Raw genomic sequence first — 22509 nt, 5'->3', positions numbered from 1 at the left:
GGCCTTTATATTTGATATTGAGGTGATTACATCAAATCCTGACACCGCTTTTTTGTATAATACGTATTAACTGTATATTGGCAAAATATACAATTATTAAAATACAAACTGTGAGTAACATTCCATCAGGTCGGAATAAGATTAATACTTTTTTAGGTTGTCTTTTGGCCGCTACATTTTTCTGGTTGATGAATGTGCTGAACAAAGAGGATTATTCCATCAGGCTCAGCTATCCGTTGACCGTTGAGTATGATGCCGCTTCTTTTGTGCCTTTACAGCCTTTGCCCAAAAGGATCTCTGTAAATGTAACAGGTGATGGATGGAATTTATTGCGGAAATCCTGGCTGAATTTTAATGCACTTCCGGTTATTTACAAGGTTTTAAATCCAACCAAAGCAAGTTTTATCAATTCCACATCTTTGACGGATCAGATCACGGAATTGTTTCCGGATGTGAAAGTTAACTATGTTGTTTCTGATACTTTTGAATTAAGTTTTGAAAGGAAAATCAGGAAAATCATTCCGATCCGTATTGATAGTGCAGGAATAAATATGCGTGAAGGGTATGTGATTTCAAGTATTATCAATGTATCTCCATCATTAATTTCGGTAGACGGACCAATTTCGTTAATCCGTAATTATCCAGACACCATTCGAATCGGAATTCCTACCAAGAAAATTCAGAATAATTACGACGAAAGTCTACCCATTCCACTAGCAGTTTCTCCATTGGTAGAAGTCAGCCACCGGGATGTATATGTGAGTTTCGAAATAGCGCAAGTCCTGAATAAGGATTAATTTTTAATGATTAATCGCACCGGCGACCCGGCATTAATAATTAACAATTGAAAAATGCATATTGGTGTAACAGGCGGAATTGGTTCTGGTAAGAGCATTGTTTGCAAGTTATTTGTCTGCCTGGATATTCCTGTATATGACGCTGATACCCGTGCAAAATGGCTCACTAACCACGATCCTGAAATCCGTGAAGCGGTAATTAAATTGCTTGGCAAGGAATCTTATACTGAAAGTGGCGAATACAATCGTCCTTTTGTTTCCTCACAGGTTTTCAAAAATCCTGATCTTCTGAAAAAACTTAATGGCATTATTCATCCGGCAGTAGGAAAAGACACCGATGCGTGGCTGGAAAGTCATAGCAATTCTCCTTATGTGATCAAGGAAGCGGCGATCATGAATAAAGCCGGAGAAAATAACAATCTGGATTATGTGATTGTTGTAACTGCGCCTGTCGAATTACGTTTGTCAAGAATTCGAAATCGTGATAAAAACCGTTCCGAAGCTGAAATAAGATCGATAATCGAAAGGCAAATTTCAGATGAAGAACGAGATGAAATTGCAGATTTTAAGATCGATAACGGCGAAAATGTTGCCTTGATTCCGCAGGTTTTGAAACTTCACAAATTATTTCTGAAAAAAAGCGGGAAGTAAATTTAGAAATCTACATCTAGTCCCAAGGCTTGTTTTAGCTGCAACAAATAAGGATTTTTCTCCGCCATATAATTAAATTTTTCCGCCGGCGTATAAGGTAAGCGATTTACTTCATGTGGTGCTACCCGGGCATTTATTTCCAGTCTCGGTGCATTAAATCTGCTTTTTAAATAACCAAGCAAATCATAACGCATTCCCTGCAAAGCATCCATTTGCGGATCATTATCCAGCGCAATCTGAATTGTGAAATCAACAAGTTCAACAGCTCTGTTCAATGCAATTCCTTCCGTGGTAGAATCTTTTGTACGCTTTCTAATTTCAGCGAATTCATGCCAAACCTGTTGTAAATTTTCCAGCGTTAGTTCGAGAAGTATTTTCGGAGGTTGTGGAGCAGTTAAAACTTCATTAGAAGGCGTTGCAACTTCTTTCGCCGATCCGTTTTGAGATGTTGGTTCTTGCGGGGTAAGTTGCGTTGTACTTCTAAGTTTTGACGGTCTTGCCGTTGCCTGAATTAATGGTTGTTGAACACTGGGCGCAGTATTTTCATTGGAATGAGAAACTTCCTGAGGCCTGCTTTCATAAACCGGAGTTGGCTCTTTTGCTTCAATATTACTTACAGATTGTTGAGGCTCAACTTTTTTTTTTGCCGTTTCATCAACGGCTGCAAGAGAATGAAGTTGAAGGATATTGGGGAGATTTGCCAGTTTCATCAGGCAGAGCTCCACATGCAATCGCTGGTTTTTCGCAGCTTTGTAATTGATATCACATTGACTGGCGACGCTTAATGCCGAAAGCAAAAAGCTCATATCCGCATCTCTGGACTGGTCAATATATTTTCTTTCAGCCGATTCTGAAACCTGCAAAAGGGAAACGGTTGCAGGATCTTTACAAACCAGAAGATTCCGGAAATGTTCAAGCAAACCGACTATGAACAAATGTCCGTCAAAACCTTTTCTCAATATTTCATCAAACAAAACCAGAGAACGTGCTACGCTTGCAGCTGTTAAAGCATCCGTTATTTTGAAATAATAATCATAATCCAGAATGTGCAGGTTTTCTAAAACGGCTGCATAAGTCAAATGATTATCGGTTGAAAAGGTAACATTTAAATCAAACATCGAAAGTGCATCACGTAAACCTCCATCCGCTTTCTGGCCGATAAGTTCAAGTGCTTCTTTCTCTGTTTCAATACCTTCTTTTTTTGCGATATCAGCAAGGTGATTGGCAATATCCTTTGGCTGGATACGGTTAAAATCAAAAATCTGGCAACGTGATAAGATCGTTGGCAGGATTTTGTGTTTTTCTGTCGTTGCTAAAATGAAAATCGCATATCCTGGCGGTTCTTCCAATGTTTTCAAAAAGGCGTTAAATGCCGCTTGTGAAAGCATGTGAACCTCATCAATAATGTAGATTTTATATTTTCCGGTCTGAGGAGGATAGCGAACCTGATCAATCAGATTACGAATATCTTCCACAGAGTTATTGGAAGCAGCATCCAGTTCGTGGATATTGAAAGAGGCATTATTTTGAAAACTGATACAGGATTCACATTCGCCGCAAGCTTCCACATCATCACCAAGATTCTGGCAGTTAATTGTTTTTGCAAGAATACGGGCACAGGTAGTCTTACCAACACCACGCGGGCCGCAAAACAGGAAAGCCTGCGCGAGGTGATTGGTACGAATTGCATTTTTAAGCGTAGTCGTGATATGTGATTGGCCAACTACCGAGTCGAAAGTGACCGGGCGATACTTTCTGGCCGAAACAACGAAATGATCCATGTGTGCAAGTTAGCTCCGTGCGACGGAATTTCAAATTACTTTTTCTCGGTCAACGGATAAACACGGACGTAATCAACTTCCATTTTTTGCGGGAAAATGCTGTCATCCACGCCTTTCTGCCCACCCCAATCGCCGCCAATAGCCATATTTAAAATTAAATGAAAAGATTTGTCATAGGGCCACTGCTCCCAGGAATAACCTGATTCTTTATTGAACCTGAAATATTCCCTTCCGTCAATGCCGATTGAAACATATGTGGGCGTCCATTCACAGATATAGGTATGAAATGCGGTTGAAACATCTGTAAGTAATGTGTCGCCGCCCTTGTTAGTTTTTAAAACATGGTTAAATGCTTTGGTGTGTATATTTCCATGGATATGATTCTGGTCAAAACCGACGTGCTCCATAATGTCAATTTCGCCATTATCCGGCCAGCCTTTGTTGCCATAGTTTTCTTGTGAAAAAAGCATCCAGATGGCAGGCCAGGTTCCGCGGCCTTGCGGAAGTTTGGCGCGAATCTCAAATCTACCATAAAGAAAATCACCTTTTCCTTTTGTTACCAATCTGGCTGAACTGTAATTCTGTTTGCCTGATGTTTCTTTTCTGGCTTCAATGATCAGATTGCCATTGTCAACGCGGGCATTTTCTGATTTGTCAGTATAGTTTTCAAGTTCATGATTTCCCCAGCCATCGCCATCTAAATCATAACTCCACTTTTTAACATCAGGTTTTCCTGAATAATTAAATTCATCCTGCCAGATCGGTGTAGATCCAAACTCGTATTTCGTTGGCGATGATTGCGAAGGTGGAGTTTGGGATTGTGAACAATCTGCGAAACCGATTAGGCAGAGTAAAAAGAAAAATAGATTCAAATGTGAACATTTATGCATATTGTCAGCCAAACTAACCTTGATTTTTAGCAATTCGTTGTGGTAATTTTGAGAAGTCCATTTTTCTTAACATCGCATTGGCTTCATCTAACTTTTTTTGAACAATCTGTTCTTCGGAAAGTCTCTTTGCAGACTCGCTTTTCTTAATTTCCATATCAATCCTGATTAGCATTTGGCCTTTTTGGTAATTTTGAAAGATCTATACCTTTTAGTAATTCATTCATTTCCTTTAATTTCTTATTAACGATTTGCTCACCGGTTAATTTGGGAGTAATTGTCGCAGTTTTTTTGGCTTTCATAATTTCTGAATTAAATAGTAATCGAATTGTTTATTTGATTCAAACAAATGAATCGTATTTCCTATTCCACCAAATACATCAAATTTTTTTCTTATTTCTGATAATTCTCTTGAAATGACAATTCTGTAAAGTCTTTGTCTGCGCTGATCACTTCCCTTAAATGCAATGAGACAGTTCGGTTTAGTAGTTAAGAAAGTATTAATAATTTGAATGACCGTAGCTAGTACAGTTTTTAAATCATCATTTCTTGTCTCTGAAATGTCACTTGTTTCTCCATCTTCAAGAACGTCAAGTAATGCTAAGTTAAAGATATTTATTGCGTCTGTTTGGCTCAAAAGAACAATCTTTCGAACCTCTTTTTCCAAACTGACACTAACAAATTCATAACGGTATTCTGTACGCGAAAGCGTAAATGGGTAAGGCTTCTCATTCATTATTTAGATCAGTGTGTGTCAATTTTCCAAATTTAACGTTTATATATCAATTATTGAAATCCTCTTCCTCAGGTTCTTTGTGCCGGACTGATCAAATATTATTAATTTTGCTCGCCCCATAATACTGACCGAATGAAGCAATTAAAACTTACCACAGAACTCAACGTTACACCTTCAGAATGGAAAATAAATCATCAATCCAATATAGTAACCATCGGTTCTTGTTTTGCTGATGTGTTAGGCAGCCAGCTTTTAGATAATAAATTTCCTGTTTTAAATAATCCTTTTGGCACTGTTTTTAACCCGCTGGCCATTGCAAAACTGCTTGATTTATCGCTGGACGGGAAACCTCCACACGCTGCGCTGTATCATCAAAATACTGACGGAATCTGGTTACATCATGATTTTCATTCCTCACTCTGGTCTGCAAGTCGGGTGGATTTGGAAGAAAAACTGATTGAAAAACAAAAGCAGGTAAATCAGTTTTTAAGAAATGCCGACGTGCTTGTCATTACATTTGGAACCGCTTTCGCCTATCGTCATCGGGCAACCAATGTCCTCGTTGGGAATTGTCATAAAGTCCCTTCTGATAAATTCGTTAAGGAATTACTGCATCTCGATCAGGTTATCATCGGACTGGAACATCTCCTTTTTAAATTACAATCAATAAAAAGAGACCTGAGAATTATTCTGACCGTCAGTCCGGTTAGACATACAAAAGATACGCTTCCTTTAAATCAGGTTAGTAAATCGACTTTACGTCTGGTTTGTCATCGTTTGTCTGAGAAATTTAAGCAGGTAGATTATTTTCCTGCTTATGAGATCATGGTAGATGAATTACGCGATTATCGTTTCTACAAACCCGATCTTATTCATCCAAACAGTGTGGCTGAAGAGCATATCTTTCGTACTTTTGGGGAAGCTTTCATCGATAAGCCGGCGTTGGATTTTATGAAAGATTGGGAAGGAATTCAAAAAATGCTGAATCATCATGCCCAACACGGATTTACGCCAAGCCATCTGGCATTATTACACACACTTCACGGCAGATTAAGTGATTTGGCGGATCAGGTAGATTTATCTGATGAATTAATAGAAATAAATCGAAGAATTCGTGAATTTCCTGTCAACTCATAAACTCATTCGCAGTAATTCGTGTTCACTTAGATCAGGCGAAATATATAAAACATAGCGGTTTTGGAGAAATCCGAAATCCATATCAAGTACCGCACCGGTTTTCCGGGCGAAATCATTACAATGGGCGAATTTACAATCAACAAGGAAAAAGTATTACAGGCTTTGGGCACAGTTCAGGAGCCGGATCTTAAACAGGATTTGGTAACCTTGAACATGATTCAGGATATTGAAATTGGTGTGAACCAGGTGAAATTTACGGTTATTTTAACCACACCGGCCTGCCCTTTAAAAGAGTTGATAAAAAGATTGTGCGTTGAAGCAATTCACACACATTTGAATCCGGATGTTGAGGTTATCGTTAATTTAACTTCCAATGTAACGAGTATCAGACCATTAGGTTCGGCACTTATTCCGGGTGTTAAAAATGTCATCGCAATTTCTTCGGGAAAAGGCGGAGTTGGGAAGTCAACCGTTACTGCTAATCTTGCTATGGCTCTGCACCGTTCGGGTGCTTCTGTCGGGATTATTGATGCAGATATTTCCGGTCCTTCCATTCCTTTGATGTTTGGTGCTGAAAATATGCAGCCGACAATCACGCCGAGAAATGGGAAAAATTATATCAACCCAATTCGTCAGTACGGTATCAAAATGATTTCTATCGGATTTCTGACACCTGCGGATAGTGCGGTGGTTTGGCGTGGTCCGATGGCTAGTCAGGCATTGAAACAATTTTTCGGAGATACGGATTGGGGCGATCTGGATTATTTATTGATCGATCTTCCTCCGGGAACAAGTGATATTCACCTTACTTTGGTACAAACCGTGCCTGTTACAGGTGCGATTATTGTAACAACGCCTCAAAAAGTGGCATTAGCAGATGCGGTTAAAGGAATGTCAATGTTCCGTCAGCCGCAAATAAATGTTCCGATTTTGGGTGTTATTGAAAATATGGCCTGGTTTACACCGGAAGAACTTCCTGACAGCAAATATCATATTTTCGGAAAAGGAGGCGGACAGTCGCTGGCTGACAAATTTGATGTACCTTTGTTAGGTCAAATCCCTTTGGTACAAGGCATTCGTGAGGCAGGAGATGAAGGTCGCCCGGCTGTTATGGATGTTAATCCGATCGTAAATGATGCTTTCCGCCATGCAGCAGAAGGTTTGGCACAACAAGTTGCCATCAGAAATGCGACGAAAGAGAAAACACAGATGGTAGAAATTCAGGCTTGAAACAGTACCTTTGTTTGACTTTATTGATAAAATATTGCATATTACCGAATAGACTTTTTTAATAATGGATTCAAGAGAAAAAACATTAGAATTAATTGAGCAGGCGCTGGAAACTGTTCGTCCGTATTTACATGCAGATGGCGGTGACGTGAAGTTGGTAGAATTGACGGACGATCTTACGGTAAGACTTGAACTTTTAGGTTCTTGCCAAAGCTGCCCGATGAGCGCAATGACTTTCCGTGCCGGTCTTGAAGAATCGATTCGTAAAGCAGTTCCGCATATCAACCGTGTTGTAGCATCAAACGTGCCTTCATTAGCATAATCGTTCGTTAATTGTTTAACGAACTCGATTCAATATGGCTGAAAGCAGTCAAATTGAAATAAATCTTTCCTATGCACCATAGGTTGCAATTGATTCATTTTAAATACTGCTTATATTGCAGGTACGTTTTAAATGCATTAATCAGGCAATAATATGCGCATAGGAGTTTTTTTTGGAGGTCCCTCCCGCGAAAGGGAAATTTCATTTGCGGGCGGGAAAACCGCTTTCGAGTACTTAGATAAATCACTTTTTGAGCCGGTTCCCGTTTTCGTTGACAGCTTCGGTCGCTTTATAAAACTGGAACATTCTTTGATGTATTCAAAGGAGATCAGGGATTTTTACCCGGCAAAAAGTAATCAGACGGACAATTTCAAAACTTATATAGAGTCATTTCCGCATTTGGCAAAGGAGCCGGTTTCACAAGAAATCGGTTTGCTTTTATCACCTGACCAATTTAAAGATCATTTCGAGTTTGCATTTCTTGCCATGCACGGTCCTGACTGTGAAGATGGCGCGATTCAGGGTTTACTGGAATGGTTTAAAATTCCTTACAGCGGCCCGGGTTTAATGGGTTCTGCCGTTGGAATTGATAAAATCCTTCAAAATGAAATGATCGCGCTGGTCAATAATCAGCAAAAGAAAAGCTGGACGCTGCGTTACGATCAATGGATTCCACGCGAGTATTCTATTCTCTTTACAGTTCTCAAAAAGCATCTGGGTTTACCGTTAGTTATCAAGGCGCCGCATCAGGGTTCTTCTATTGGCGTTGCCATTGTGAAGGAAGATTCTCTGGACGCTTTTGTTTCTGCTATCAATCAATGCTTTTTCCAAGTTGAACTGGAAAGTAAAACCTGGAAAGCACTGGATGCTGCCGGAAAACGCGCTTATGTGCAACGTATCGCCAATCTGGATGAAGGTATAGGATTTCCGGTTGTTGTGAACGGTGATAAGATCGTTTACCATCCGGCAGATTTACTGGAACAGCTTAATAATATGTTTGTTGTTCAGGACGATATTATCGTGTTAAGCAGTTCGAATGCAGAAGATCAGGTTTTGCTTGAAGAATTCATTGAAGGCCAGGAATTCTCATGCGGCTGTATTCAGTTTGACAATGGGAAACCACTTGCATTGCCTCCTAGTGAAGTAATCAAAATGGTTGACGTTTTTGATTTTAATGCCAAATACAAACCAGGCGCAAGTCGTAAAAGAATTCCTGTTGATACTACACTTGAAAAAAATCAGGAAATCCAGAAAGTTATCGCAGAAGTTTTCCAGCAACTGGGAATTACTGTTTGTGTGCGTATCGATGGATTTTTAACACCGGAAGGTACTATTTTACTTCACGATCCAAACACGATTCCGGGCATGTCGCCTACTTCTTTCATTTTTAAACAAATGGCAGAAATCGGATTGAGCGTGACACAAGCGTTAACTTATTTTATTCGTCAATCGATTAGAGAAAGAATTCGTCTGGGAAAAGATACCTGGAATCTGAGACATTTGCTTGAAGGTTTGGATGCTGAAATTACCGTTGCGAAAAACATTGTTAAACCTGTAAAAGGAATACTTTTCGACGCTTCAGATGAGCATTATGCATTAGCGAGACAGGCCTATGGTAAGTTAAATGCAGAAGGAGTTTACAAACCAATTCCTGTTTTTCACGGAACGGATGGGAAATATTACCAACTTCCTAATCCGTTTATGTTCAAAGAATATATTGTGGATGTGGAAGGTTTGATAAGTCAGGGCAGGCATCCGCTTTTGATCGAAACTGCTCGAAAAGCGAAGTTAATAACTGATTTTTTTGCGGGTGAAATCGATGATCAGATTCATGTTTTTGACAATACCGAATCGATAGAATTAATTAAAGATTGGTTTGTTATCAAAATCGACTAATAATTTATTTCCCATTTTTAAGGACGAAAAAGAGCTTGTTTAAAGCTCTTTTTTAGTAAATTTCATTTTCTACACAGTTTTTCAGGTTTTTAAAAACCCGAATTTAGTGCTGTGAAGATTTTTAATTGAGTTTTTTGACCCCGATAATTTGACGAACCAATGGCACACGGCGCAGAGAAAGTACGGTTAAGCCTACAAAAAGAAAACAAAGGTTGGAAAAAATGGGGGCCATATCTGTCTGAGCGTCAGTGGGGAACTGTACGTGAAGATTACAGTGGAAATGGTGATGCCTGGAATTATATAACCCACGAAATGGCTTTATCCAAAACATATCGCTGGGGAGAAGATGGTATCGGAGGTTTTTCTGATAATAAACAACATATCTGTCTCTCTTTTGCTTTTTGGAACCATCGTGATAAATTTTTAAAAGAACGGATTTTTGGATTGACAAACCGTGAATCAAACCACGGCGAGGATGTGAAGGAAATGTATTATTATCTGGATAGTACGCCTACGCATTCCTATACAAAAATGCTGTACAAATATCCTCAGCAGCAATTTCCTTATGACAAACTTCGTCAGGAAAATGGCAAAAGAGGCAAAGAAGATCCTGAGTATGAAATCATGGATACGGGTGTGTTCGATAACAATGAATATTTCGATATTTTCATAGAACACGCCAAGGCCGATGAAGAGGATATTATGATGAAAGTGACGGTGCATAACCGTGGCCCGAAAGATGCTCCGATTACCGTGTTACCAACGATTATGTTCAGAAATACCTGGTCGTGGGGATATGAAGCGTTCAATTACAAACCAATGATGAACGGAATTTCCAATCGTCTGGTAGAAGTCACGCATAGGAAGCACGGTAAGTATAATCTCTATCTGGATAACGCCGATGAGCTTTTGTTTTGTGAAAATGAATCGAATCTCAAAAAGTTATACGGAACAGCCAATAATACAGCTTATCCAAAGGATGGTATAAACGATTATATTGTCAGTGGCAGGAAAACCACAACGGTTAATCCGAATAGCATTGGGACAAAAGCTTCCGGACGTTTTACGAAAACGATTAAAGCCGGTGAAAGTGTTGTTTTTCGGATGCGTTATGTAAATCATTCTATTTCAGAGCCTTTTGGTGGATTTGAAGATCTTTTCAACAAAAGAATCCGTGAGGCAGATGAGTTTTATGATGATATTCAGAAAGATGTAGCAGATGCCGATCTTCGTTCCATTCAGCGCCAGGCTTATGCCGGGATGTTATGGAGCAAGCAATTCTATTATTATAATGTATACGAATGGCTGAAAGGTGATCCAGCACAGCCCGAACCTAATCAGGGGCGAAAGTGGGGGAGGAATTCCGGTTGGAAACATTTGTATTCGGCCAACATTATTTCCATGCCCGATAAGTGGGAATATCCGTGGTTTGCCGCCTGGGATTTGGCTTTCCATTGTGTGCCGCTTGCCAGGGTTGATGCTGATTTTGCTAAACGACAGCTCGAAATTTTACTACGGGAATATTACATGCATCCCAATGGACAGATTCCAGCTTACGAATGGAATTTCTCTGATGTAAACCCACCGGTTCACGGCTGGGCAACCTGGAAAGTGTATGAAATTGACCGAGAGCAAAATAACGGTGTTGGCGATATTGAATTCCTGGAAAAGATTTTCCACAAACTTCTGCTAAACTTCACATGGTGGGTTAATCAGAAAGATGATACGGGTAATAATATTTTCAGTGGTGGTTTCCTGGGACTGGACAATATCGGTGTATTTGACCGTTCTACGCCAATGCCTTTTGGAGGGAAATTACAACAGGCGGATGCAACCGGCTGGATGGCAATGTACACGCTGAACATGCTTCGGATTTCTGTGGAAATTGCTTTGGCCCATCCGGTTTATCAGGATATGGCTTCGAAATTTTTTGAGCACTTCCTGCATATTGCGGGAGCAATGGAATCCATTGGGGGTAAAAATTCTTCGATCAGTCTTTGGGATGAAGAAGACCAGTTTTATTATGATGTGATCCACATTCCAAACGGACAGAGTATCCTTTTGAAAGTGCGCTCAATTGTAGGTTTGATACCACTTTTTGCTGTTGAAATTCTTGATCCGACGAATCTTGACAAAATGCCGGTTTTCAAACGTCGTGTGGAATGGGTTTTGGCGAACAGACCCGATCTTGCCCGTTTGATATCACGCTGGTTTGAATCCGGAAAAGGAGAAAACAGATTATTGTCTATTCTTCGCGGTCACCGGATGAAAATGATCATGAAACGTATGCTGGACGAAAATGAATTTTTGTCTGATTACGGTGTTCGTGCTTTGTCTAAATATCATAAGGATAATCCATACAAGTTTTATATCAACGGAGAAGTTTTGCAGGTAGATTATACGCCAGGTGAAGCTTTGACGGATATCATGGGCGGTAATTCCAACTGGCGCGGACCGATCTGGTTCCCGTTAAATTATCTGATCTTTGACTCGTTAATGAAATTTCACGCCTATTATGGTGAGGATTTTCAGATAGAATATCCAACAAATTCGGGTAACCTGGTAACAATTAAAGATGCAGCGATGGCAATTGCCAATCGTTTGATCGATATCTTTAAAAAGGATGCGGAAGGCAGAAGGGCATTTAATGGAGACGATGAGAAAATGCAGACCGATCCAAATTTCAGTGATCATATTTTATTCTATGAATATTTCCATGGGGATAATGGAAGAGGCTGCGGTGCAAACCACCAGACGGGCTGGACAGGTTTGGTTGCTGAGCTGATTCTTAAAACTTCTCAGGAAAAAATGAAAGAATCTGCCAAAGAAGAATTGCCGCTTAGTAAGTAATTCCGGATTATTTTTACTTTTATAAAATTAATTACTCAACCGAGAACGATATTTTTAGTCTTTATCCAAAGCAAAACCGTAATACAGTTTTGTTGCAAATAATGACTTATTTTAAAACTAACTGTTTCTGAAAACCATCTTTCAATTTAATTATGACCGCACAATTAGATCCTACTGTTCTGGCCAAAGTAAATACCTGGCTTGGAGGCGATTACGATATCGATACCAAACAATCAATTCAGAAGTTGATTGACGAAGGAAATGATACTGAACTTACTGACGCATTTTACAAGGATCTTGAATTTGGAACTGGTGGTTTACGTGGGTTAATCGGTGTAGGTTCAAACCGCATGAACCGTTACACGGTTGGTACTGCAACGCAAGGTTTGGCGAATTATCTTAACAAGGCATTCCCAAATCAGGAAATCAAAGTTGCTATTGCGTATGACAGCCGTATAAAATCGGATGAATTTTCACAGATCATTGCGGATATTTTTTCCGCAAGCGGGATTACCGTTTATCTTTTTGAAGCACTTCGCCCTACTCCTGAACTTTCTTTCGCAATTCGCCAATTGGGTTGCCAAAGTGGCGTTGTCGTTACGGCTTCTCACAATCCCAAAGAATACAATGGATATAAGGCTTACTGGAATGACGGTTCACAAGTTGTAGCTCCGCATGATTCCAACATTATTGATGAAGTAAATGCGATCAAATCAATTGATGATATAAAATTTGAAGGTGATCCTTCAAAAATTATTAAAATCGGTGCAGATATTGATGAAAAATATCTTGATCATATTCTGTCACTTTCAATTTCAAAAGATGCGATCGCTCGTCAGAAAGATTTGAAAATCGTTTACACACCTTTGCACGGAACAGGCGTTACACTCGTTCCGCAATTGTTGAAAAAAATGGGTTTTGAATCGGTGACGGTCATTGAAGAACAAGCAGAACCAAATGGTAATGGTCAGTTTCCAACCGTTGTTTATCCAAATCCTGAGGAAAGCGAAGCCATGTCAATGGCTGTAAATAAAGCAAAAGAAATTGACGCAGATCTTGTTTTAGGAACAGATCCTGATGCCGATAGAGTTGGTATCGCCGCAAAAAATCATCACGGTGAAATTCAGCTTTTGAATGGTAATCAAACTGCCAGCGTGCTGATCTATTATCTTTTGAACGCATGGAAAGATGCAGGAAAATTAACCGGAACACAGTTTGTTTGTAAAACGATTGTAACGACAGACCTGATCGATAAAATGGCTGCGTCTTATGACGTGAAATGCTACAATACCTTAACCGGTTTCAAATACATTGCTCAGGTAATCCGTGAGAAAGAAGGCATTGAACAATTTATCGGCGGTGGCGAAGAAAGTTATGGTTATCTGATCGGTGATGCTGTTCGTGATAAAGATGCGATTGCTTCCTGCGCTATGATCGCTGAGTTGACAGCTTATGCAAAAGACAAAGGATTAAGTCTTTTTGATATGCTGATTGAAATCTACAAGAAATTCGGATTCTATTACGAAGGATTGATTTCATTAACTAAAAAAGGAAAAACAGGTGCAGAGGAAATCCAGCAAATGATGGCTGACTTCCGGGCTAATCCTCCTAAAACTTTGGCAGGTTCTGACGTGATCCGTATGGATGATTACAAAGCGTTGACAACAACTGACTTTACGGCCGGAACGACAACATCGATTCCATCAGGAGAAATGGGTATTGAATCATCAAACGTGCTTCAATTCTTTACTGTTGACGGTACCAAATTTACCTGTCGTCCTTCCGGAACGGAGCCAAAAATTAAATTCTATGTTGGTGTTCGTGCTGAACTTGAAGGCAAGGACGAATTCGATAGCGTTTATGCCGGATTGAAAGAAAAAGTGAAAGCGATAGGCGAGGAGTTGGGATTGAAGTAAATTTTATTGCTGATATACAGGAATTCCAACCGGAAATATTTTCCGGTTGGAATTTTCTTTTTGCAACAGACTGCCAACATTATTGGTATCAGGATGAAGATTCCAAACTCCTGATTTATCTTTGAGTTGAAAAATACTTAACCCGTTAGTTATCCGTCATATAATGTTTCGTTATCCATCTTTTTTCCGGAGATTTCTTTTATTGACCTGCGTTTTTAATCTTGTCATTTCAATCTCTTTTGCTCAACAAAATAATGCGGTTATACTTATCGGAAAAGTTACGGACGGCAAAACAGGCAAACCGCTGCCTTTTGCCAATGTGTTTGTCAACAATTCTACTATTGGTACTAATGCTGATGAAAATGGTAATTACCGTTTGTCCGGTCTGACGATTGGTAATATTGAAATGGCGGTGTCGTTTTTGGGTTACGAAACTGTAAAACAGACTTTAAGATTTGAACAGCCCGGTATTAAAACCATTCAGTTTAAGCTGATTGAAGGTATGCAGTTGGGTGGTGTGACGATTTATGCAAGGAAAAATAAAAAGCGTGAAAAACATCTGGCAATTATTACAAGAGAATTATTAGGTAAATCACCTTTTGCCAAGCAGTGCAAAATACTAAATCCGGAAGTTCTTCGGATCTCTTTGGATGATAACGGTCATTTAAGCGCACAGACAACTTCGGCTCTTATTATTGAAAACAATGCACTGGGCTATAAAATCTTTCAGGATCTGGATGATTTCGATTATTACGAAGGAAAAGTGTATTACGGTGGAAGTACGCGTTTTCAGTTACTCACACCAAAGGATACCGTCCAGAAAAACCTGTGGAGAAGCAATCAGAAGATTGCATATCAGGGTTCTTTAAAACATCTTTTGGCGAGCATGGTTTCGGACAGTTTACAGGAAAATGGTTTTAAAGTTTTTCAGGAAATTCCCGACTCGATGAGAATGTTTCGTTCTGTGAGAAGCATGAATGGGTACAATTACATTACGAACAATGTTCACAACCGGATAGAGCAGGTGCGGGGAGAGATTCTTATCAAACCGGGTGAATTAAGTACCGAAAGGCTCGTAGTATCAAGGACGATGCTGGAAGTTTTTTATACCAAAAAACATGGCAGTTCTCCATATTCCGATATGCCTTATGCCTACACCCAAATTAAATTTCCACAAGGATATAGTGTGATAACGCCCCAAGGCTGGGTTGTAATGCCCATGGGATTTGAAATTGCAGGTTTTTTAGGAAACGATAGATATTCTACGTTGCTGCCAGCTGATTGGAAAAGAGAGGAATAGTTTAATTATTAATGATTAATGATTAAGGGTTAATTGTTAATGGGGCTGGTGAGTTGGTTCTTGGATTTTAACAATAAGAAATTGTTAAGCAACCTGATCTTTCAAATTTCAAATCATTAACCCTTAACAATTAATCCTTAACAATTATAAGGTTTTCCAGCACTACAAATGGAAGATGTACATCCCAATCCGGTTTGAAATTTTCCTGGTTCATAAATCCTTTGGAATAATTTCCCAAAACAATATCCATATCCCCGTCACCATCGTAGTCATTTACATCCATACAAATCCATCTTCCTTTTTCATAAATGGGGATATTGTGCGCTTTGAATTTTAGACCGGTTTTCGTTTCGTTTTCGAAATAAGTGAAAGTATCATATGGTTTAGATTTAAAATTGGCAAAAAAAGCAATCGTGGCAATGTCGATATCGCCATCGTTGTCGAAATCCGCAGCCATCGCTTTTGTAGCACCATTAAGAGGGAAAAAGTAAGATTTCTCAAAATGGAAACTTCCATTGTTTCCATCACTTTTGTTAAGGAAAATATAAAGTCCGTGATAAGGCTTTAAAATTCTTGAATAATCACTGTTATCGCCGGCTGTGTAAATAATATCCAGTCGTCCGTCTTTGTTTATATCAATTAATTGAAAACTGCTGGATCCAAAAACCGGCGGGAAACGAAGAATATTTCTCTCCACGAATCCGCCTTTTTTATCATTAATGAATAACCAGATTCCTTCATTTGCGTGAGCAAATAATGTCATAATATCTGGCCAGCCATCGTTATTGAAATCTACAATTACCGACTGCGTTGCACCGGGAACTTCACGGACTGATACCTTTTTAAATGATTTATCAGCGCGTTGTTGTAGTAAGTAAAGGCCTCCGAAATTATGCCCGAAACTGCAAACCAGATAATCCGTCAGGCCGTCTTTATTGAAATCCAGGGGACGGGTTTGTATTGGTCTTATCAGATTTTCCGCAATGTTAATTTTACCTTTCGAGCCGCTCCCGTTTTTACTTATTCCGATAACATCACCTTTAGTATTATCCAGTGCCCGCATACCTCCCATACAAGTAATAATACTCTCGAAAGAACCCTGCTTAGGAAAAGTTATATCAACCGCAGCTGTGGAGAGCTCTGTTACCAGGGAAGGTTTTAGCTTACTATTCCATTCGTAGAGGGCAGAATGATTTAAGCTGCTTGTGAAGATTTTTTTGTTTTCAGGATTGATACCCGTCATAATCGTGGCAGATACCTGAGATAAATCCGGATCAGGTGTTTTTAATCGGAAAGTGGCCCAGTCAGTTATTTTCTCAAAGGATTCGACTGATTTAAGCGAATCTGGTGCCAGAGTCTCATAATACCTGATTATTGATTGCCATTCACGGATTGATAAAGTGGAATTTTTATGAGGCAGGTAAACATTACCCTGCAATACCTCAATTCCAAAATGTTCTGCCATAGCGGGCAAAATTCCTTCCCGCCAGGTTTTTTTATCGAGCAATGCAGGATTTGGGAACATGTGACAGCTCCCACAACGGAGTTTTGCGAGGGCTTCACTTTGTGCGCGCGTATTATCCCCAACGTTACGTTCACAGCCAGATGATACTATTAAGAAAAGAAACAGTAAAATGTAATTATTTTTATATTGATTGGGCATTATCATTGTTTATTAGAAGGGATTATGCTTTGTTAGATAAAACAATGAATAGTGTATAATTGACACTGTAATTATTTTAATATCAAATGTAACTTTAAGTAATTAATATTTTATCAAATTAGTGAAATGATCCTATTTTGATATATATATTTATATATTTTCAATAAATAAAAATAAAAATTGAAATAAGTAAAAAAGATGATTTAATAATTATAAATTTGGAAGTTAAATATTAATTAACCTAACAATAAGTATGAAAAAAATCTACAAAGGTTCCATTCGGAGCATGCTTTGCTGTTTACTTCTTTGCTTTTCATCCATTATAGCGATGGCTCAGGAACGTAAGGTAAGCGGGAAAATCACTGACATAGCAGGGGGGGGGATTCCAGGTGCTACTGTTGTACTAAAAGGTTCTCAATTAGGAACTAACACAAATGGCGAAGGCGATTTTACCATTAATGTAAGATCCAATACCGACGTCCTTGTGATTAGTTTCGTCGGTTATAAAACTCAGGAAGTTAATGTTGGGAATCAAAGTGTTGTCAATATTAAAATGGAAGATGACATTTCTTCTTTGGAAGAAGTCATTGTTACGGGTTACACCGTTGATAGTCGCCGGGAGACAACCGGTGCCGTTGCAACGGTAAAATCCAAAGATTTAACAGCTTCACCTTCGGGAAACGTAGAACAGCAGCTTCAGGGTAGAGTAGCCGGGGTAACAGTAATTACCAACGGTCAGCCAGGTACTACCAGCCAGATCCGCGTACGTGGTTTTGGTGCTTTTGGTGGTAATGAGCCTCTCTACATTGTTGATGGTGTGCCTACTGGTTCTACGGATTTCTTAAATCCTGATGATATTGAATCTACGACTGTTCTTAAAGATGCAGCAGCTGCATCAATTTATGGGGCTCGTGCTGCGAATGGTGTAATTGTTTACACAACTAAAAAAGGCACGAAAAAAGCAAAAAAACTGAGTGTTACCTATGATGGACTTGTGGGATTTACAACACCTGGAAAAGGGCAGAGTATGTTGAATCCGCAGGGACAGGCAGATTGGACATGGCAGGCAGCCAGGAACAACGCTTTTCAATCAGGTAGTACTCCTGATTTTTCGAATATTGCCAGCGGTCAGTACGGAAATGGAAATACACCGGTCTTGCCGGATTATATCAATGTTGGAGGAAAAACAGGTGTGATCGGTTCTCTTGACCTTGCTGCCGAAAAGTTAAAATATAATGTTGATCCTTCACGTGGTTCTATCTATCAGGTTGTAAAAGCGAACAAGCAAGGAACGGACTGGTATGATGCCATTACCCGTGTTGCGCCTATCCAGAGGCATTCTCTTGGATTTTCAGGAGGATCGGAAACCAGCAGATATTATACAGGATTTAGCCTTCAGGATCAGCAAGGTATTCTTTCGAATAACGGTTTCAAACGTTATGCTTTCCGTGTTAACACAGAATTTGACGTCTTGAAAAACCTGAGAATCGGTCAGAATGCACAGTTTACTTATCTACAGGTTTTAGGCCAAAGCGGCGGCAGCGGTGGGCAAGGTGTATCGGCGGATGAAAATGATATTCTTTCTGCTTTCCGTATGCCTTCAATCATACCGGTTTATGACGAGTTTGGTGGCTACGCAGGTACAGCGGCAAAAGGATTTAACAATCCTCGTAACCCGGTTGCTTCCCGTGACGGGCTTGCCAACAATAAAGGATTTTCAGGACAAGGTTTTGGTAACTTTTATGCTGAGCTGGACATCATCCACGGTTTGACATTACGTTCAAGCCTTGGAGCTCAATATACTACTTACAGCAACAAAGGTTACAGCCGGTTGCAATACGAAAACTCTGAGAATAACTCTGCATTTGGTTACAATGAAGGTTCGGGCAACCGTTTAAGCTGGACATTAACCAATACATTAAACTATAAAAAACAATTTGGCCGTCATACAATTGATGTAATTGTTGGACAGGAGGCCCTGAATACAGGCGCTGGTAAAAACCAGTCTTCTTCAGGTTTGAATCCGTTCTCAACCGATATCAATTATATTAACATGACCAATGTTAGTTCTAAAATTACTAACAGTGATTATTATAAAGGCGTTAATTTTTATTCGCTTTTCGGTCGTGCCAATTATACCTTCAATGATAAATATATCGTAACTGGCGTTGTGAGACGGGATGGATCTTCAAGATTTGGTTCTAACAACCGTTACGGTGTTTTCCCCGCATTCTCAGCAGCATGGCGCCTGTCATCAGAGGAATTCATGAAAAGTATTCCTTTTATTACAGAACTTAAAATTCGCGGAGGTTACGGTTTGATGGGTAATTCAAATAATGTGGACCCGAATAATCAGTATAGTTTGTATGGAGCGAATATTGCAGAATCGGCGTATGACCTTAATGGAACTAATACCAGTGCAATGGAGGGATATTACCGGACGCGTATTGGAAATAAAAACGCAAAATGGGAAACAAGTATTACCAAAAACATCGGTATTGACGGAACATTCCTGAAAGGTAAACTTGATGTGATTATTGATCTATGGCAAAAAGATACCAAGGATTTGTTGTTCCAGGTGCCAGTTACGGCAACGGCTGGTTACAAGGCATCTGCACCTTCGGTTAACGTAGGTAAAATGTCAAACAAAGGTATTGATTTGCAAATCATTAATCGTGGTAAAGTAACGAGAGACTTGGGCTACGAATTGAATTTTACGGCCGGTGTGCTTAAAAATAATATCGAATCACTTGCACCGGGCATTAGTTATCTTTCATCTGTAAATCCAGGTTTCCGCGGAATTAACCCGATCAGAAACCAGATTGGTCATTCTATCTCTTCTTTCTTTGGGTATAAGGTTGTAGGCCTTTATGCTGATAAAGCGGAAGTAGATAAGGCACCTGTTCAGGATGGAGCAGCTCCTGGCCGTTTCCGTTATGCTGATCTTAACAATGACGGAAAAATAGATGCGGACGACAGAACTTTCCTTGGAAGCCCTGTTCCAAAATTTACAGGTGGTATCAATATCAAATTAACTTACAAAGGATTTGATGTTGCAACTTACATGTATGCATCGATTGGTAACAAGATTTTCAACGTTTCAAAATGGTTTACAGATTTCTATCCGTCATTCACGGGTGCTGCTGTAAGTTCAAGAGTTAAGGATTCATGGTTGCCAAACCATATGAATACGCAAACTCCAATTTTTGAATCAGCTTCTAATTTTAGTACGAATACACAATCCAACAGCTTTTATATAGAAAATGGCTCTTTCTTCCGTATGCAGAATATTACTTTGGGGTATACGCTTCCAAGCCATATCCTGGGTCGTTTGAAAATGCAGAAGTTGAGATTTTATGCTTCTACAAACAACTTGTTTACAGCTACGAAATACAAAGGTCTTGACCCGGGTGTAGGTGGAAATGCGGATACAAACTTCGGTATAGACGTAGGGAACTACCCGATTACAAGAAGCTGGACGTTCGGGGTAAATCTTGGATTTTAAGGCTGGTTAATCCTTAAAATTTCTGCACAGAACCGGTATAAAAGATTGGACTCAAAAATATTTATAAGATGAAAAAAATTAGATCAAGAGGAATTTTAGCATTTGTTTTTGCACTAATGTTAATTGGTTATTCCTGTAAAGAAAGCTTCCTGGAAATACCTGCAACGGGTCAGCTGGATGAAGACCAGCTTTCCAATAAAAAAGGCCTGGAAGGTGTGCTCGTTTCGGTTTACGGACAGCTTAATGGTCGCGCGAATCGTATGGCCAGTGCTAGTAACTGGGTTTGGGGAAGTATCCGCGGCGGTGATGCAAATAAAGGTACAGACCCCGGGGATTTTAGTGATATCAACCCAATCCAGCGTTATGCGTACATTACCAATCAGGGCGTTATCTCTGATAAATGGAATGGTTTATACGAAGGAGTTGCCCGAGCCAATCTCGTTATGAAATTGATTGGTGTTGCAAAAGCAGATGTAACGGATGCTGATAAAAAGAGAATTTCAGGAGAGGCCAGATTTTTGAGAGGTCATTATTATTTTGAGTTGAAAAGAGGTTTCAATAATACGCCTTACGTCGATGAAACAGTTGATTATGGCACTGGCATTGAAAAAGTTTCCAACACAAAAGACCTTTGGCCGCTGATCGAAGCAGATCTGAAATATGCATACGATAATCTTCCTGCTACACAGGATGCTGCTGGCCGGGTAAATAAATGGGCGGCAGGTGCATATCTTGCAAAAGTGTACATGTATGAGAAAAAATTTACTGAGGCAAAGGCACTATACGATTTGATCATTGCTGGTGGACAAACTACTAATGGTAAGAAATATGCGTTAGTTCCACGTTTTCAGGATGCTTTCAAAGCTAGTAATGATAATAATTCAGAATCAGTTTTTGCTATTCAGGCAGCTGCAAACACGGGAAGTGTAAATAACGCCAACCCTGAATTTGACCTTAACTGGCCTTACAATACAGGTCCAAATGGTCCTGGTAACTGTTGTAGTTTCTTTGCGCCAAGTTTTGAACTGGGTAACTCTTTCCGTACAGATGCAACAGGTCTTCCTCTTTTGGACGGTTCTTACAACAACGCAGGTAAGGAATTGAAAACGGATATGGGCCTAAAATCATCGGATGCATTTACTCCCGATGCAGGTCCTGTTGACCCACGTCTTGACCATTCAATCGGCCGTAGAGGAATTCCTTATCTTGACTGGATTGAACATCCAGGAAATGACTGGATTCGTAATCAATCCAATGCTGGTCCGTATACAACCAAGAAATATGCTTATTACAGAACTGATATTGGTTCATTGCAAGATAACAGCTCATGGACGCCTGGTTATACTGCTATCAACGTAAATATCATCCGCTTTTCTGATGTACTTTTAATGGCAGCAGAAGCAGAAGTTGAAGTAGGATCTCTTGAAAAAGCCCGTGAATACGTGAATCTCGTTCGTGCACGCGCTGCCAATCCGGCAAGTTTTGTGAAACGTACTTCTGGTGAAATTGCTGCGAACTATGTGATTGACATTTATAAAACAGCTTTTGCCAGTAAAGAAGCGGCGCGTACAGCGGTGCGTTTTGAAAGAAAACTGGAATTGTCCGGAGAAGGCCACAGATTCTTTGACTTGGTAAGATGGGGGACAGCAGCGACAGAGTTGAACGCATACCTGACTTATGAAAGCAAAAAATTAAGTGGAGCTCTTGGAGGATCTAAATTTACCCCTAACAAAAACGAGTATCTACCTCTGCCACAAGATCAGATCGATCTTGTCGGTAAAGATATCCTGATTCAGAATCCCGGATATTAATTATTGAGGAATTTTTAAAATAAAAAA

Annotated in this window: 17 protein-coding genes; 11 read left to right on the top strand and 6 right to left on the bottom strand. The window is 39.7% G+C overall.

Annotation, left to right across the window (positions count from 1 at the left end; all coding sequences use genetic code 11):
• Positions 1 to 110 precede the first annotated feature (110 nt).
• Together FDK13_RS14750 and coaE are read left to right on the top strand one after the other, a co-directional pair.
• Complete coding sequence (locus tag FDK13_RS14750) at positions 111 to 797, top strand: YbbR-like domain-containing protein (RefSeq protein WP_229216044.1); 687 nt, start codon at positions 111 to 113, stop codon at positions 795 to 797.
• 54 nt (positions 798 to 851) lie between these two features.
• Positions 852 to 1448 (top strand): dephospho-CoA kinase, encoded by a 597-nt coding sequence (coaE, locus tag FDK13_RS14745; RefSeq protein ID WP_137340768.1) that lies wholly within the window; start codon positions 852 to 854, stop codon positions 1446 to 1448.
• Positions 1449 to 1450: 2 nt separating this feature from the next.
• On the opposite strand, the gene FDK13_RS14740 is transcribed toward coaE, so the two are convergent.
• From FDK13_RS14740 to FDK13_RS14730, 5 genes are read right to left on the bottom strand one after another with little or no spacing between them, the layout of a single operon-like run.
• On the bottom strand, positions 1451 to 3229 hold the full coding sequence (locus FDK13_RS14740; protein WP_137340767.1) for a DNA polymerase III subunit gamma/tau: 1779 nt from the start codon (positions 3227 to 3229) through the stop codon (positions 1451 to 1453).
• A 35-nt stretch (positions 3230 to 3264) separates the two neighbouring features.
• Entirely contained in the window at positions 3265 to 4101 is an 837-nt protein-coding gene (locus tag FDK13_RS14735) for a glycoside hydrolase family 16 protein (RefSeq protein ID WP_229216043.1), read from the bottom strand.
• A gap of 31 nt (positions 4102 to 4132) precedes the next feature.
• Complete coding sequence (locus tag FDK13_RS35420; RefSeq protein WP_170982806.1) at positions 4133 to 4273, bottom strand: hypothetical protein; 141 nt, start codon at positions 4271 to 4273, stop codon at positions 4133 to 4135.
• Position 4274: 1 nt separating this feature from the next.
• Positions 4275 to 4418 (bottom strand): hypothetical protein, encoded by a 144-nt coding sequence (locus FDK13_RS35415; protein WP_170982805.1) that lies wholly within the window; start codon positions 4416 to 4418, stop codon positions 4275 to 4277.
• Entirely contained in the window at positions 4415 to 4852 is a 438-nt protein-coding gene (locus FDK13_RS14730; protein WP_137340765.1) for a DUF6934 family protein, read from the bottom strand. Before FDK13_RS14730 ends, FDK13_RS35415 begins: the two co-directional genes overlap by 4 nt.
• A gap of 132 nt (positions 4853 to 4984) precedes the next feature.
• Here FDK13_RS14730 and FDK13_RS14725 point away from each other — a divergent pair, with 132 nt between their 5' ends.
• The 7 genes from FDK13_RS14725 (at position 4985) to FDK13_RS14695 (ending at position 15503) form a co-directional block, all read left to right on the top strand.
• Positions 4985 to 5989 (top strand): GSCFA domain-containing protein, encoded by a 1005-nt coding sequence (locus FDK13_RS14725; protein WP_137340764.1) that lies wholly within the window; start codon positions 4985 to 4987, stop codon positions 5987 to 5989.
• Between the two features lie 120 nt (positions 5990 to 6109).
• Positions 6110 to 7219: an Mrp/NBP35 family ATP-binding protein gene (locus FDK13_RS14720; protein WP_137340895.1), complete on the top strand. Its 1110-nt coding sequence runs from the start codon at positions 6110 to 6112 to the stop codon at positions 7217 to 7219.
• 64 nt (positions 7220 to 7283) lie between these two features.
• Positions 7284 to 7541 carry a NifU family protein gene (locus tag FDK13_RS14715; protein ID WP_137340763.1) on the top strand — a complete coding sequence of 86 codons (258 nt, stop codon included), beginning with the start codon at positions 7284 to 7286 and terminating at the stop codon, positions 7539 to 7541.
• A 153-nt stretch (positions 7542 to 7694) separates the two neighbouring features.
• Entirely contained in the window at positions 7695 to 9437 is a 1743-nt protein-coding gene (locus tag FDK13_RS14710; protein ID WP_137340762.1) for a D-alanine--D-alanine ligase family protein, read from the top strand.
• Positions 9438 to 9596: 159 nt separating this feature from the next.
• Positions 9597 to 12287 (top strand): MGH1-like glycoside hydrolase domain-containing protein, encoded by a 2691-nt coding sequence (locus tag FDK13_RS14705; RefSeq protein WP_137340761.1) that lies wholly within the window; start codon positions 9597 to 9599, stop codon positions 12285 to 12287.
• Between the two features lie 152 nt (positions 12288 to 12439).
• Positions 12440 to 14203, top strand: a complete 1764-nt coding sequence (locus tag FDK13_RS14700) for a phospho-sugar mutase (RefSeq protein WP_137340760.1) — start codon at positions 12440 to 12442, stop codon at positions 14201 to 14203.
• Between the two features lie 163 nt (positions 14204 to 14366).
• Entirely contained in the window at positions 14367 to 15503 is a 1137-nt protein-coding gene (locus FDK13_RS14695) for a carboxypeptidase-like regulatory domain-containing protein (RefSeq protein ID WP_137340759.1), read from the top strand.
• 130 nt (positions 15504 to 15633) lie between these two features.
• Here FDK13_RS14695 and FDK13_RS14690 read toward each other — a convergent pair whose 3' ends face one another.
• Entirely contained in the window at positions 15634 to 17166 is a 1533-nt protein-coding gene (locus FDK13_RS14690) for an FG-GAP-like repeat-containing protein (RefSeq protein WP_170982804.1), read from the bottom strand.
• 253 nt (positions 17167 to 17419) lie between these two features.
• On the opposite strand from FDK13_RS14690, the gene FDK13_RS14685 reads away from it, so the two are divergent.
• Positions 17420 to 20671: a SusC/RagA family TonB-linked outer membrane protein gene (locus FDK13_RS14685; protein WP_137340757.1), complete on the top strand. Its 3252-nt coding sequence runs from the start codon at positions 17420 to 17422 to the stop codon at positions 20669 to 20671.
• 68 nt (positions 20672 to 20739) lie between these two features.
• The gene (locus tag FDK13_RS14680) at positions 20740 to 22482 is read left to right on the top strand and encodes a RagB/SusD family nutrient uptake outer membrane protein (protein ID WP_137340756.1); all 1743 of its coding nucleotides are present in this window, start codon (positions 20740 to 20742) and stop codon (positions 22480 to 22482) included.
• Positions 22483 to 22509: the final 27 nt, after the last annotated feature.

Origin of the sequence: Dyadobacter frigoris (assembly GCF_005280585.1) — a bacterium.
GTDB classification, from domain to species: Bacteria; Bacteroidota; Bacteroidia; order Cytophagales; family Spirosomataceae; genus Dyadobacter; species Dyadobacter frigoris.
The sequence above is the reverse complement of the archived record's forward strand: the minus strand, read 5'-3'. Positions and strand labels throughout refer to the sequence as shown.